At 47.1% G+C, this 13,019-nt stretch carries 12 protein-coding genes and 2 tRNA genes; all 14 read right to left on the reverse strand.

The window, feature by feature from the left end:
* Nucleotides 1-1,293 (reverse strand): phosphoribosylamine--glycine ligase, encoded by a 1,293-nt coding sequence (purD, locus tag NFR28_RS01975; RefSeq protein ID WP_251178158.1) that lies wholly within the window; start codon nucleotides 1,291-1,293, stop codon nucleotides 1-3.
* A 27-nt stretch (nucleotides 1,294-1,320) separates the two neighbouring features.
* Nucleotides 1,321-2,637 carry an adenylosuccinate synthase gene (locus NFR28_RS01980; protein WP_251178159.1) on the reverse strand — a complete coding sequence of 439 codons (1,317 nt, stop codon included), beginning with the start codon at nucleotides 2,635-2,637 and terminating at the stop codon, nucleotides 1,321-1,323.
* A 92-nt stretch (nucleotides 2,638-2,729) separates the two neighbouring features.
* Nucleotides 2,730-4,901 (reverse strand): ATP-binding protein, encoded by a 2,172-nt coding sequence (locus NFR28_RS01985; RefSeq protein WP_251178160.1) that lies wholly within the window; start codon nucleotides 4,899-4,901, stop codon nucleotides 2,730-2,732.
* Complete coding sequence (locus NFR28_RS01990) at nucleotides 4,898-6,184, reverse strand: metallophosphoesterase family protein (RefSeq protein WP_251178161.1); 1,287 nt, start codon at nucleotides 6,182-6,184, stop codon at nucleotides 4,898-4,900. The genes NFR28_RS01985 and NFR28_RS01990 overlap by 4 nt, the downstream gene beginning before the upstream one ends.
* An 8-nt stretch (nucleotides 6,185-6,192) precedes the next feature.
* Nucleotides 6,193-7,605 carry a replicative DNA helicase gene (dnaB, locus tag NFR28_RS01995; RefSeq protein ID WP_251178162.1) on the reverse strand — a complete coding sequence of 471 codons (1,413 nt, stop codon included), beginning with the start codon at nucleotides 7,603-7,605 and terminating at the stop codon, nucleotides 6,193-6,195.
* A 123-nt stretch (nucleotides 7,606-7,728) separates the two neighbouring features.
* A complete protein-coding gene (gene rplI, locus NFR28_RS02000; protein WP_251178163.1) occupies nucleotides 7,729-8,286 on the reverse strand; it encodes a 50S ribosomal protein L9 in 558 nt (185 codons plus the stop codon).
* A 14-nt stretch (nucleotides 8,287-8,300) separates the two neighbouring features.
* Nucleotides 8,301-8,561 carry a 30S ribosomal protein S18 gene (rpsR, locus tag NFR28_RS02005; protein WP_120360184.1) on the reverse strand — a complete coding sequence of 87 codons (261 nt, stop codon included), beginning with the start codon at nucleotides 8,559-8,561 and terminating at the stop codon, nucleotides 8,301-8,303.
* A 19-nt stretch (nucleotides 8,562-8,580) separates the two neighbouring features.
* A complete protein-coding gene (locus NFR28_RS02010) occupies nucleotides 8,581-9,045 on the reverse strand; it encodes a single-stranded DNA-binding protein (RefSeq protein WP_251178164.1) in 465 nt (154 codons plus the stop codon).
* Between the two features lie 48 nt (nucleotides 9,046-9,093).
* Complete coding sequence (rpsF, locus tag NFR28_RS02015; RefSeq protein ID WP_120360186.1) at nucleotides 9,094-9,387, reverse strand: 30S ribosomal protein S6; 294 nt, start codon at nucleotides 9,385-9,387, stop codon at nucleotides 9,094-9,096.
* Nucleotides 9,388-9,742: 355 nt separating this feature from the next.
* Nucleotides 9,743-10,264 carry a hypothetical protein gene (locus tag NFR28_RS02020; RefSeq protein ID WP_251178165.1) on the reverse strand — a complete coding sequence of 174 codons (522 nt, stop codon included), beginning with the start codon at nucleotides 10,262-10,264 and terminating at the stop codon, nucleotides 9,743-9,745.
* A gap of 250 nt (nucleotides 10,265-10,514) precedes the next feature.
* Nucleotides 10,515-10,607: transfer RNA gene (locus tag NFR28_RS02025), tRNA-Ser, on the reverse strand.
* Between the two features lie 62 nt (nucleotides 10,608-10,669).
* Nucleotides 10,670-10,761: transfer RNA gene (locus NFR28_RS02030), tRNA-Ser, on the reverse strand.
* Between the two features lie 56 nt (nucleotides 10,762-10,817).
* Entirely contained in the window at nucleotides 10,818-11,630 is an 813-nt protein-coding gene (locus NFR28_RS02035) for an ABC transporter ATP-binding protein (RefSeq protein ID WP_251178166.1), read from the reverse strand.
* 109 nt (nucleotides 11,631-11,739) lie between these two features.
* Complete coding sequence (locus tag NFR28_RS02040; protein WP_251178167.1) at nucleotides 11,740-13,014, reverse strand: peptidylprolyl isomerase; 1,275 nt, start codon at nucleotides 13,012-13,014, stop codon at nucleotides 11,740-11,742.
* Nucleotides 13,015-13,019 lie beyond the last annotated feature (5 nt).

Below are 13,019 nucleotides of genomic sequence, written 5' to 3' on the forward strand. Positions count from 1 at the left end.
CTATGCCCACGCCTCTCTACCGAGTGACGCGCGTTTGCCAATATCGCTGCGATACTGTTTGCCTTCAAAGTTGATGAGTGCGCAAGCCTCATATGCTTTTTCGCGAGCTTCCTCAAAGGTGTCACCAAGCGCTACTACGTTCAATACACGACCGCCAGCGGTTACCAGCTCGTCGTCGTAATTCTTTGCAGTTCCCGCATGGAAAACTGTTACACCCTCAATTGTTTCAGCTTCATCAACGCCCAGGATGACCTTGCCCTTTTCATAAGAGCCCGGATATCCCTCACTTGCCAACACCACGCAAACCGCCCATTGGTCTTGCCATTCAAGCTCAATGTCTTGCGGACGACCTTCGGCTACGGCCATCATAATGTCAACCAAGTCATTCTCAAGACGCGGTAACACAACCTGCGTTTCTGGATCACCAAAACGTGCATTAAACTCCAGCACTTTTGGTCCTTCAGGGGTCAGCATAAAGCCACCATAGAGTACGCCGCGATAATCCGCATCAAACGGCTCACGCGCCGTGGCTTCTGCAGAACGCTGCATGATTTCGCGCATTTCTGCCAACTCATCTGCCGTTACAATCGGAACAGGTGAATATACGCCCATGCCACCAGTATTTGGACCGAGATCCCCATCGAAAGCACGCTTGTGATCCTGCGCGGTGGTCATGCAATGTGCTTGACCGTTCGACACGAAAGCTAAAAGCGAACACTCCGGACCAGTGAGACATTCCTCAATAACTACACGAGATCCTGCCTCGCCAAAAGCACCACTGAAGCAATCCTGAACAGCTTCTTCGGCGTCTTCTAGTTCTTCGGCAACAATAACACCTTTACCTGCGGCAAGACCATCAGCCTTTACCACAATGGGAGCGCCAAGTTCGCGAACGTAAGCCAACGCCGGCTCAAGCTCAGTAAACGTAGCATAGCGTGCAGTAGGGATATTGTTGGCTTCCATAAATGCTTTGCTATAAGCCTTGCTTCCCTCAAGTTGTGCACCTTGTGCATCTGGACCAAATACCGCAATGCCGGCTTCACGCAACACGTCAGCCACACCCGCTACAAGCGGGGCCTCTGGACCTATGACCACCAACTCAATGTTGTGATCTTTCACAAACGCAAGCACCGCCTGCGCATCACATGCATCCAGATCAGAAACGTTAGTTGCTATTGCATCGGTGCCACCATTACCTGGAGCAACAAAAAGCTCATCGGTGCGAGGACTTTTTGCAAGAGCCCACGTAATAGCATGTTCTCGACCGCCGCCACCTAACACTAAAATGTTCATATCTCAGCCTTTCAGCCTGTGCGTGAGTTATCTGTCCCAACCGCGCATAATAGTTTGTTCGCGGTCAGGTCCAACTGCAATAATGGTTACCGGAACGCCAGCAACCTCTTCGATATATTCAACATAGCGCTGCGCGTTTTCTGGCAGTTCCTCAAACGTGCGGCACTCGGTAATATCAATACCCTTCCAACCTGGCAGCTCTTCATATACTGGCTTAGCGTGGAACAACACGCTTTGCTGCATGGGGAAGTAATCATACGTTTTGCCATCGCACTCATAGGCCACACATACTTTGATAGTGTCGAACGCCGAGAGCACATCAAGCTTAGTAAGTGCCACATCAGTCAAGCCGTTTACCTCAGCAGCGTAACGAGCAATAACTGCGTCAAACCAGCCACAACGACGCTTACGACCTGTGGTAACACCAAACTCGTGACCAACTTCGCACAGTGTTTCTCCCACAAGTGCTTCTTCGCCCGTGCCACCGTCTTCAGGATAGCGTTGTTCGGTAGGGAAAGGACCTCCACCAACACGCGTCACGTATGCTTTTTGAATGCCCAGCACACGATCAATTGCCTTAGGACCAACACCGGTACCGGTGCAAGCGCCACCTGCGCAGCATGATGACGAGGTCACATAAGGATAGGTGCCATGATCAATGTCCAGCAGTGTACCTTGTGCACCTTCAAACAAAATTGATTTATCCTCACGAACGGCCTCGTTGAGCAATTGTGCTGTCTCGGCCATGTAGGGTTTCAAAATGCGCGCATAGGGAAGGTATTCTTCGCAAATCTCATCAACGGTATAAGTGTGAATACCATAAATGTTTTTGAGGATAGGATTCTTTTGAGCAAGCGCCGTTTCAACCTTGAGGCGGAAAATCTTCTCATCCATAAGGTCTTGAATGCGAATACCTTTGCGGGCAACTTTGTCTTGGTAACACGGACCAATTCCACGTTTGGTTGTTCCGATCTTATGTTCACCAAGACGCTTTTCATCAGCGCCATCTAAATCTTTGTGATACGGCATAATGACATGCGCATCACACGAAATCTTGAGGTTCTTGCACGAGATACCCTCTGCCTCAAGCATGGCCATCTCTTTGATAAGCACACCAGGGTCAACTACCACGCCGTTACCGATGACCGGTACCGCATGATCATACATTACGCCTGAGGGCATAAGGTGAAGCGCCAGTTTTTTGTCGCCATGAATGACGGTATGACCAGCGTTATTACCCCCTTGGTAACGCACGACATAATCATAATCGCTTGCAATTAGGTCAGTGATTTTGCCTTTGCCTTCATCGCCCCACTGGGCGCCAACCAACACGGTGCTTGGCATGATGTATGCATCCTTTCGCTGTGCCTTTGCGGCAAACAGTTCTCCTCGGTTGTTACCTACAACCCTTGCATTATAGTATGGATACGCGCGTCCTAAAGCGTTAATTCGTTGAGTTCACAACCTGTTTGATAAAGCGCATCAACAACTTCGCTATGGCAGGTAAAAAGCACAACTTGGCGAACTTTTGCAAGCTCTAGAAGCGCCTTTGCCGCGCCCATCCTTCTTTCGTTGTCAAAGTTAACCAAAATATCATCAGCCACCACCGGAAATGCAGCACCGACGTTTTCCGCGGTCATAAGCAAAGCAAGTCGCAGCGCTAAATACATTTGCTGGCATGTTCCAAGGGACAGCTCTTTGGGGTCGCGGGTAATTTTGAGCGCATTAGTAACTTGCAAGCGACCATCTTGTCCAAGCGAGATTTTTACCCATGCGCCATCGGTCATCAATTCAAAGAGCTGACTTGCTCGTTTGTAAACTTCTGGCTGAGATGTTTCATCCCAAGCAGCAATAGCTCCTTCAAGCATCCGCTTCGCTAAAAGAAGACGCGCAAGGTTTTCGGCGCTTTCGGTGATGCGCGTCGTAAGTTGCTCATTTTGAAGCTTCACATCAGCAAGTTCTGTTTTATCTTGCGCTGAGGTTAGTTCTTGCTTCAGCTCGCCATAACGTTTATCCAGGTTTTCGCTTAAAGCTTCCAAGCTTCTGCGTTGCTGCTCTTTGCGGTCTATCTGCACCTCAACCGAAATTGCCGGCTGTGACGGATCAAGTTCGTGTTTTTCGCACAGTTCATTAAGCATGCCCTGTGCTGATTGAAGACGCTTACCGTATTCGGTGCGCCTGCTTACCAGCGATTGCGCCTCTAAGTCAAAACGATCTCGCTGAGCGCGTGCCGTTCGTGCCTCGTCTAAAATTGTTCGCGCTTGAGAAAGAGATCCTTCTGCGTGTTCAAGTCCCGCCCGATCAAGTTCGTCTTTCATATGTTGCAAGAACTCTTTTCGCTTAGAAGTCAGCACTTCAAGCTTCTTTTGATCTTTGCGAAGCACCCATTCGCTTGATTCTTTAACATCTTCACGCGTGACAGATTGGCCACCCGACTTAAAAAGCATCACGAGTGCGCCAAGCGCCAACATAAGGGAAAAAAGCACCAAGCCGGCGCCGAGTGCAGTAAACGACATACTGGAAATGGTACGACCGTGAACAAATAAGGGGATTCCCGCTCCAATAAAAAGCAGCGGGAAAAATACTGACAATGCAATTTGCACACCACGAACGCGTTTTTCTTGACGATGTGCTGCCTGAGTGTCCACGATTTCATGCGTTGTATTAAACGCAGCAAGCGAATTGGCGAAGTCATTTTCCGCTAAATCAACGGCACGATCATGCTTTTGTTTTTCTCTCTCGTATCGCTCAATCATGTCGCGCAGCGAACGATCTTGCTGTTCATTGAGAGATACAAGTGGTGCCTTATCAACCTGACTATATGCGCGCCTGCGAGCAACATCTTCTTCGCTTTGTTTGATCTCGGCGATATCTTCTTGGAGACGATATATATCTTCAAGGGCATGATTGAGTGACACTTTGCATGCCGTAAGCTCAGATATTTCAGTTTGTAAGTCTTGTAGTCGCGAACGCACATCGTTTCGCTCAAATTCAAGATCGTGGAAGTCCTTATTCTTATGCTTGAGGTTATTTGCCTCTTCAGCAGCGCTTATGATTTTGGTGCGTATTGCTTTTTGTTGCTCTCGAAGGAGCACAAGCGAATGATCATGCGCACTTGAGCGTGAGGTATATTCGTCTATCTGTTTTTGTATATCACGAAGGGCATGGGCAGGAGAGCTTGCCGTACCAGATCCGGCAGTTAATAGCTTTGCAGTAATATCAGATGTGTTCGCCAGTGAACGCAACTCATCGCTGGTAAGCGAGAAAATTGTCGAATACGTTTCTTTATCAATATCTTCAAGAAGCCACGTATCACCTTGAAGCTCTTTTGAAGATTGATTGCGCGAAAGCGAAGCTTCTTCGCCGTCGGTATTTTCAAAAAACAGGGTTCCTGCACGTTGCCCATCAAGTGGCTTATAGTCATTTTGGTTCATCGTTGTGCGGGGCCAGCCGAAAAGCACGCTTTCAATAAAAGCGGCAATTGTTGTTTTTCCCGTTTCGTTTTTTCCGTATACCACGTTCATGCCAGGCTTTAACGGGCCAACAAATTTTTGCGACAAGGAGCCAAATGCCACAAGGTGGATGCGCTCTAAAAACCATCTGCTCATGAGCGCTCATCCCTTGTTAGTAAATCAAGCACAAGCGTTTCTGCATCAGAAGCTAACTCTTCGACATCTTTTATGCGTCCTAACAAAGACGACAAATTTCGTTCAGTGAATGCTTCTTCCAGATAGTAAAGTTCAGCATCTGGTAGTGCCTGTTGATCTGAGGCAACGCGCATAAACACGCTCGGGAAAAGCCCCTCTGCAGCAAGTTTGCTGCGATCAAGCGGCATCGTTGTCTTGTTAATGATGGCATCACAGAAAAATGAAGGATAAGTTTCGTTGAGGCTTGTTCGCAAGTCTTCCAACGTAGAATCATTGCTGAGGTGGCGACAAAGCGGTGTTGCACCCACCAGCGTTATACGAGATATCATTTCTTCGCATCGCGCTTTGCCATTTACGCGAAAAAGTTCACGAACAATTTTGTTTTGAATATCAAGCACGTTTGAGCAATCACACACATCAACTTCAAACTGCTGCCACACGACCGATGCCGTGGGAATGAATGTAAGTTGTGCGGGCTGATTCTCACGAAGCGTAACTTCATAAACGCCACGTGGACCAGTTTCTTTAATGTCACGACCCTGAATACAACCCGAAAAAACAATGCGCGGATCATCTGCATTTGGCCAAATGTAGGGCATATGTACATGCCCCAATGCCCAATAATCCATATCAGCATTCAATAGTTCTGCGGGAGAAGTCGGTGCCTTATAGGGGTCTAAATTAAGCCCTGAATGAACAACGCCTACAGCAAATGGCGCCTGGTCAACGTCGGGATTAAGAGGTCGAAGTGTGCTTATTGCTGAGCTGCGCGTGATTCCTTCGGCAATAGAAATATCTTCTAGCCAGGTCTGATTAAAGTAGCTCCGTCCACCAACAATACAGAGCGGTTTGCCTTCTTTGCGCAAAAGCACAAAGTTAGGTCTGTCAGCGGAAAACAGTATCGCATTTGATGGGAGCTCGAAATAATCATGCTGCCAAGAGGTCAGCGGATCATGATTGCCTGCCACAATAAAGACGGGTATATGAGCGTCTGCCAATTTCTGTAACCCAGTAACGAAGTGAAGATAGTCACTATATGATGTTTCTGATAAGTCGAAAGAATCACCACTTATGACAACAAAGTCTACGCTCCGCTCAATTGCTGCAGAAATAACTTTGTCGTACGCCTCACTCAATGCAGATGTTAATCGCCTCGCCCATGATTGAGAGACTGCACGCAACCCGCGAAAAGGCGCACCTAAATGCAGGTCGGCAGCATGAATAAATGTGACATGGGACGCCATAGTGCACTCTATTCATATTGCATGATGACTGATTCATCATAATAGTCGCCAAATTTTGTGAACTCAGGCACAAACGAAAGCGTAATGTCGCGCGTGGCACCATTACGATGTTTCGCCACAATCAGCTTTGCAGTTCCAAGATCAGGACGCGAATCGAGAAGGGCCTCTTCTTCTGAGGTGCTTCTATCCAAAAACATAACGATGTCCGCGTCTTGCTCAATAGCACCAGATTCGCGCAAGTCAGAAAGCATAGGGCGCTTATCTTTGCCGCGCTGCTCAATGCTTCGGCTTAACTGGGAAAGCGCAATTACAGGCATGTTAAGCTCTTTTGCTAATACCTTGAGCCCGCGGGAGATTTCAGCAACCTCAACTGCACGATTGCCATCTGAGCGTGACCGTGGCGGTTGCATCAGCTGCAAGTAGTCAACAATAATGATGCCTTTTTCAATTCCACGCAGTTCGCGACGCGCTTTTGCGCGCAACTCCAAAATGGAAAGATTAGTGGTGTCATCAAGATACATAGGCAACATTGAAACCGTACTTGCAGCTTGAATAATGGCGCCCTCATCAGCATCAGTGATGTTGCCTGAGCGAATATTACTTAAAGCAATGCGCGCTTCAGCAGCTAAAATACGCTGCACAATTTGCTCTTTCGACATTTCCAATGAAAGAAACGCTACGGTCGATCCCATGCGCGCAGCATTGGTGGCAAGATTAAGAGCAAAGGCAGTTTTACCGACTGCAGGTCGAGCTGCCAAAATAATAAGCTCGCCGCCGCGAAATCCACCGAATAAATTATCAATATCAGCAAAACCGCTGGGAACGCCTGCGAATTGGCCTTTATTACGTTTGAGTTCTTGAATGGAACAGTAGGCATTCTGTACCAAAACATCCATCTTCTCAAAAGAAGAAGATACGCGTTTTTCAGTTACGCTAAAGAGTGTTTTTTCGGCCTCTTCAACTACCACATTAAGATCATCTGGCGCGTCATAAGCAAGCGCTGAAATAGCAGAACCAGCACGCGAAAGATCACGCAACATAGAGGTGCGTTTTACAATATCGGCGTGGTTTCTCCAGTTGGTAAGCGCTGAAGTAAAATCAGCAAGCTCTGCTAAATAGGCTCGACCCCCTATGCTTTCAAGCTGTCCTTGGGCTTTAAGATTATCTGCCAACGAAATATGGTCGATAGGGATATGACGCTGTTGTAAATCCAACATGGAAGAGAAGATCGTCTGATGCGCAAAGCGATAAAAGTTCTGCGGTATCAGTTTCGCAATAACCTCATCAATGGCATCTTGCGAAAGCATGCAGGCAGCTAAAACCGACTTCTCAGCATCAATGTTTTGCGGATCAATTTTTTGGTTTTGGTCGCGTGGTGCTTCGGGCGCGAAGTCTGGATTATAGGGCTGCGTGGCGGGCATCCGATCATCTCCTTATGGGTTTGACCAAATGTGAGTGTAGCAAGTTAGTGAGAAAAAGGCCCCTTGCGCACTTTTACAAACGCTGCAAGGGGCATAATTAACAATGCAAAGTGTTGCACGTGATTATTCAGAAACCTCTTCCAGGTACTCCGGATCAACGTCAGACTCTTCTGCCTCAACAACAATCTCAGCAGGAGCTTCTTCTGCAACAACTTCCTCTTCAGCAACCGGTGCTTCATCAACACCAACAAGTGCCGTTACGGTACCCTTGATGTCGCGATACAAAGACACGGTTACTTTGTGCTGACCAGCGGTCTTGATCGGAGAACCAATCTCGATACGACGACGGTCAACCTCTACGCCCAAGTCGTTTTGAATTGCATCAGCAATCATTTGAGCGGTAACTGAACCAAAGAGTTGACCTTCTTCGCCAACCTTTGCATCAATCTTTACCGTAGCTGCATCCAGCTGTGCCTTCAAAGCTTCAGCATTTGCAATACGGGTCTCTTCGCGCTTAGCAATGTTGTGCTTGCGCTGCTCAAGCTGCTTCAAGTTACCAGGGGTAGCCTCAACAGCCATTTTCTGGGGAAGCAAGTAGTTGTTAGCAAAACCGCGAGTTACATCAACGATGTCACCTTCGCCGCCTTTGCCCTTCAACTCTTGGAGCAGGATAACCTTCATAGTTCCTCCTTGCCCTAGCGTCCGCGACGATCGCCACGGCCGCTTACAGCGGGAACTGAGTATGGCATAAGAGCCATCTCACGTGCGCGCTTTACGGCATTAGCAATCTCGCGCTGGTGCTGAGTGCATGCACCCGTAACGCGACGGGGCTTAATCTTTCCACGATCAGTAACATACTTGCGCAGCATTTGCGTGTCTTTGTAATCAATGAACTGCGTGTCCTCTTTGCAGAACTGGCAGAACTTGCGACGCGGCTGCTTCGCGTAATCAGCCATAGTTAACCTCTTTCAAAAGTTAAAACGGAATGTCTTCGTCATAAACTGAAGCGGAAGCATCAATAACCGGAGCCATCGCAGGCGCAGGTTGAGCGGGAGCAGTTACCGGTTGGTAGCTGTTATATCCACCAGCTGCACTTTGCGAGGAGTCATTATTGCGGCTTGACATGAACTCAAGTTCGTCAACAATCACTTCAATCTTGCTACGCTTCTGTCCATCGCGCTCCCACTGACTCCAACGGAGCTTGCCTTCAATGGCAACTTTGCTGCCCTTTGAAAGGTATTGAGAAAGCGCCTGCGCGCGAGTGCCAAACATAGTGCAATCAATGTAATTCGGGCAATCTTCCCACTCACCAGTTTGAGAATTCTTGCGACGATCATTGACAGCAACACCAAAGCCTAAAACCGGCATACCACTTGCAGTTTGGCGAAGCTCAGGATCTCGTGTTAGATTTCCGCTAATAATCACACGGTTAATGCTCATGTTTCTACCTCTTCTCATCGCATAGGTTAAAACCTATGCTTCAATTTCTTAATCGCGATCAGTACGCTTCACGATCATATGACGAACTACGGCATCAGTGATACGCAGAACACGATCGAGCTCAGCAACATTGTCAGGATCTGCATGGAAATCGATGAGAGTGTAGTCACCATCGGTCAGACCGTCGATCTCATAAGCAAGTTTACGCTTGCCCCAGTTGTCGACATTGTCTACCGTACCTTTGCCCTCGGCGATTGTAGACTCAATACGTGCCATAACAGCACCACGAGTTTCTTCGTCGATTGACGGAGCGACAATAAACAGCAATTCATAAGCCTTCATCAGCTCACCTCCTTTGGACTATACGGCCCCGGGCTGGTGAAGGCATACACCGGGGCAGGAATTAGCCAAACTATTCTAGCAAACCGCGAAGTACTTTGGGCGATTTACTTCTTAACTGGCTGATTTACACGGATTACACACACAAAGTCCCGCGCTGAATTGCCATTTTAACTCGTCTTAGAGTTTGCTTCCCTGCTTGGTTACCAATCGATTCTGCGTTACCGCTTAGGAAACAAGTTCATCATGACAGACAGCTGCGGGACTTATTTCACGTGAAACAAATAAATTTTGTGCGTATGGTCGTAAAAGCTATTGCGAAACGTACAAGATTTCTTATACGAAATACATGCAGTTCTTATACGATCTCTTCGTCATCAACTTCGTCTTCTGCAGTATATTTTTCGTCAATCTCTTCTTCGCTATAACTTTCGGCGTCTTTGAGCTCACTCATAAAATTGGGAGCTTCACCAATATAGGCAACTTCAGCTTCAAAAGTAGGTGTGCCTTCGTTGGGCGTGTAGAGATATCCAACTGCATAGCCGCGGTCTTCTCCTGGGACACCACCTTCAGCAATCAGTGCGTCCTTTACTCCCTCATCGGTATCAATGTATCCGTCGTAGCAAAATGCATAGGCATCTGCACCACGAGCGTTTTCAACCGTATGTTTTGCAAAAGCAAAACACTCTTCAACAGACTCGCCTGGATGGCTTTCAATAAATAAATTTTCTTTCACGACTAAACCAGTAAACGGAATAACATCTGCACCGTTTGACATTTTTTCTTTTGCTTCTTCAAGGGTAAACAAAAGAACTTTTTCGAGAATCTCAGGAATCTCGGGAACTTCGTTTTCTGTTGTCTCTACTACACGATCTGCCATCAAATTTCCTTCTCTTGGGATTAGCTACCTGTTTTAACGACATCGACATCTTGTCAAGCGCTTTTATGTTTATGGATTATACCGAGGAACTGCCCTGTAACCAAAAGACACGCACTTTTATTTGGAGTACGTTGCTTAAAACACTTCAAGATCTCATAGGAGACGATAATCTTGCCGCCTTTTCATTTCCAGTGGAGAACTGTGCGGAGTTTTTCAGTAGGGAAATCAGATAAAACCCCAGGTCATAAAATGGCGGAGGAGGAGGGATTCGAACCCTCGTCACCGGGAATACCGGTGAAACGGTTTTCGAGACCGCCGCATTCAACCACTCTGCCACCCCTCCGCAGGGGCGATTGCTGCCATAAGCAGCATATCTAAAAGGCCAAAGAAAAGACCAGAATAATCTGGCGGAGAGATGGGGATTCGAACCCCAGATACGCTTTTGGCGTATACACGATTTCCAATCGTGCTCCTTCGGCCAGCTCGGACATCTCTCCGCTTTACGAATACGCGCTCACCAATGAGGTGATCAGCGAATAGATAGTATACAACACTAATAGGCACTCACAAGAGAAAAATATTCATTCCCATCCACACAGCGACATTCACTGACCAACTGCACATCAAATAGTTCTGACATTTGGGTAGACGAAAGCATTTCCCTTTTTGCGCCATCGTTAAAAATCTTTCCATTTTTAAGAAGAACAACGCGAGATATTTCTGGAATTACATCTTCGGGATAATGGGTAACCAAAATAATGCCCTTACCTATTTGGGCCAGCTTCCGCATTGCCGAGCGAACATAATGCATACCTTCAGGATCAAGACCAGAACAAGGTTCATCAAACACAAGTGTCTCAGGATTATGCACTAACGCACGAGCAATCAACACACGTCGAGCCTGTCCACTTGAGAGCGTCATAACATCTCGGTCAGCTAAATCACCTATACCAAGAAGTGTCATAGCTTGAGCCGCTTGAATCCGAGATTGCTCTGTACTATGCACATGAAAAGGCAGACCAAGCGTTCCAAAACACCCACCCTCAACCACTTCTCCAACGGGAAGATGAACGGTAATTTCATCCTGCATAGTAGAAGATACTACCCCTAGGCTTTTGTGCACATCAGCGCGCACTGCACGTGCATCACCTTTAAATTTGACAGGAGGGTTATCGCGATAAAGCGGCAATACCTCTCGTGTTAACAATTGAATAAGGGTAGATTTTCCAGAACCATTCGGTCCTAAAACAGCTATTTTCTCCCCTATCCCAAGACACAAAGTATCAATAGATAAGATATCGTTGCCCGCTCTTCGAACAACAGCATCATTAATTTCAAGAAGTGGTGGTGTCTTTTTACGTGTCATAACATCCTGTCATGTTATCTTCTCAAAATGGCGAAGACCCGCAAATGCAGGTCTTCGTACTATAACGCTTAATGTTATTTAGAGCTTTTATTCTGAGTTAAATGCTCCATTAATTGGTTGAAGTTCCACTAGGGGCTTCGGTATTTTCATTACCAGCAGTCTGATCGTTTGCGCCTGACTGATTATCAGTGGACTGCTCAGTGGTTTCGTCCTGCGGAACTACTTCGCCCTCCGTCTCAACATCAGTTACTTGCTCTTCTTCTGGTGTTGAAGATACGCCAGCATTTTCATCAATTGATTCTTGCACAACTTCAGATTCATACTGTGACATATCAACGTCATAAGGCAAACCTTCAGGCATTGGATTGATGACAATATCAGCCTCTTCAACAGCCTGCGTGATCCACTCTTGATATGCCTCGTTTTGCTTCTGGCTCTTCAGTTGGGTTGAAATCTCTTCTACCCACTCTTCAGGAAGCTGATCAATGCTTGTGATGTTGGCAACTTCATTGCCCTCTTCGTCAGTGGTTTTCGGAGCATTGAACTCATCGGTGCATTTAATGATATGAATACCATAATCGGTGGTTACTAAACCTGAAACCTGATCAACCTCAAGACCATCAAGCGCAGTTTGGTATGGCTCAACGAAGCTAGTCATTTTGTCCCAACCTACATCGCCGCCATTTTGAGCGCTTGAGTCTTTTGAATATTGTTGTGCAGCTTCTGCGAAGTCAAGTTCACCTGAGTTGATCTTATCAAGTACCTCTTGTGCGGTTGCTTCATCTGCTGAATCAAACAGAATATGTGATGAGCGCTTTGCGCCATCGTATGACTGTGCATACATCTGGCCGTATTGCAAAAGCTCATCAGCAGTAGGCTCTTCGTCGGTCTCGAAAGTTTCCATGAAACGCTGACCCTTGAGCTGGCTTTCAATCTCTTCACGATATTGCTCTTCGGTAATACCTGCACCTTCAAGAGCTTGTTGCCACTGCTCGTCATCACCATAGTTTGACTTCATGGCGTCAACATAGGTGTCCACTTCAGCACTCTCTACCGTGATGCCTGCATCCTCTGCACCTTGCTGGATGACTTCCATCTGAGCGTACTGATTGATAATATTCTCGCGAAGAGACTCCGGTGTCATTTGCATCTGAGCAAGATACGTGCCCCAGTCACTCTCTTCAACCAGGTTATATTGCTGGCGAAGACCTTCGATATAATCAGTAACCTGTGCCTCGGGGATAGGCGTACCGTTAACAGTAGCAGCAACCGAATCATCAGTTACCGTGGTTTGCTCTGAGCTTGAACAACCGGCAAGCCCCCAAGAGCACGCAGCAACAACACCGACTGCGCATACCGCTTTCATAAAACGTGCTGTTTTCATAAATC

Source organism: Adlercreutzia agrestimuris, assembly GCF_943193125.1.
Lineage (GTDB): Bacteria > Actinomycetota > Coriobacteriia > Coriobacteriales > Eggerthellaceae > Xiamenia > Xiamenia agrestimuris.

Excerpts from the sequence above, each read along its gene's own strand:
- purD (WP_251178158.1), bottom strand. The coding sequence starts at position 1,293 with ATGAACATTTTAGTGTTAGGTGGCGGCGGTCGAGAACATGCTATTACG.
- NFR28_RS01980 (WP_251178159.1), bottom strand. The coding sequence starts at position 2,637 with ATGCCAAGCACCGTGTTGGTTGGCGCCCAGTGGGGCGATGAAGGCAAA.
- NFR28_RS01985 (WP_251178160.1), bottom strand. The coding sequence starts at position 4,901 with ATGAGCAGATGGTTTTTAGAGCGCATCCACCTTGTGGCATTTGGCTCC.
- NFR28_RS01990 (WP_251178161.1), bottom strand. The coding sequence starts at position 6,184 with ATGGCGTCCCATGTCACATTTATTCATGCTGCCGACCTGCATTTAGGT.
- dnaB (WP_251178162.1), bottom strand. The coding sequence starts at position 7,605 with ATGCCCGCCACGCAGCCCTATAATCCAGACTTCGCGCCCGAAGCACCA.
- rplI (WP_251178163.1), bottom strand. The coding sequence starts at position 8,286 with ATGAAGGTTATCCTGCTCCAAGAGTTGAAGGGCAAAGGCGGCGAAGGT.
- rpsR (WP_120360184.1), bottom strand. The coding sequence starts at position 8,561 with ATGGCTGATTACGCGAAGCAGCCGCGTCGCAAGTTCTGCCAGTTCTGC.
- NFR28_RS02010 (WP_251178164.1), bottom strand. The coding sequence starts at position 9,045 with ATGAGCATTAACCGTGTGATTATTAGCGGAAATCTAACACGAGATCCT.
- rpsF (WP_120360186.1), bottom strand. The coding sequence starts at position 9,387 with ATGAAGGCTTATGAATTGCTGTTTATTGTCGCTCCGTCAATCGACGAA.
- NFR28_RS02020 (WP_251178165.1), bottom strand. The coding sequence starts at position 10,264 with ATGGCAGATCGTGTAGTAGAGACAACAGAAAACGAAGTTCCCGAGATT.
- NFR28_RS02035 (WP_251178166.1), bottom strand. The coding sequence starts at position 11,630 with ATGACACGTAAAAAGACACCACCACTTCTTGAAATTAATGATGCTGTT.
- NFR28_RS02040 (WP_251178167.1), bottom strand. The coding sequence starts at position 13,014 with ATGAAAACAGCACGTTTTATGAAAGCGGTATGCGCAGTCGGTGTTGTT.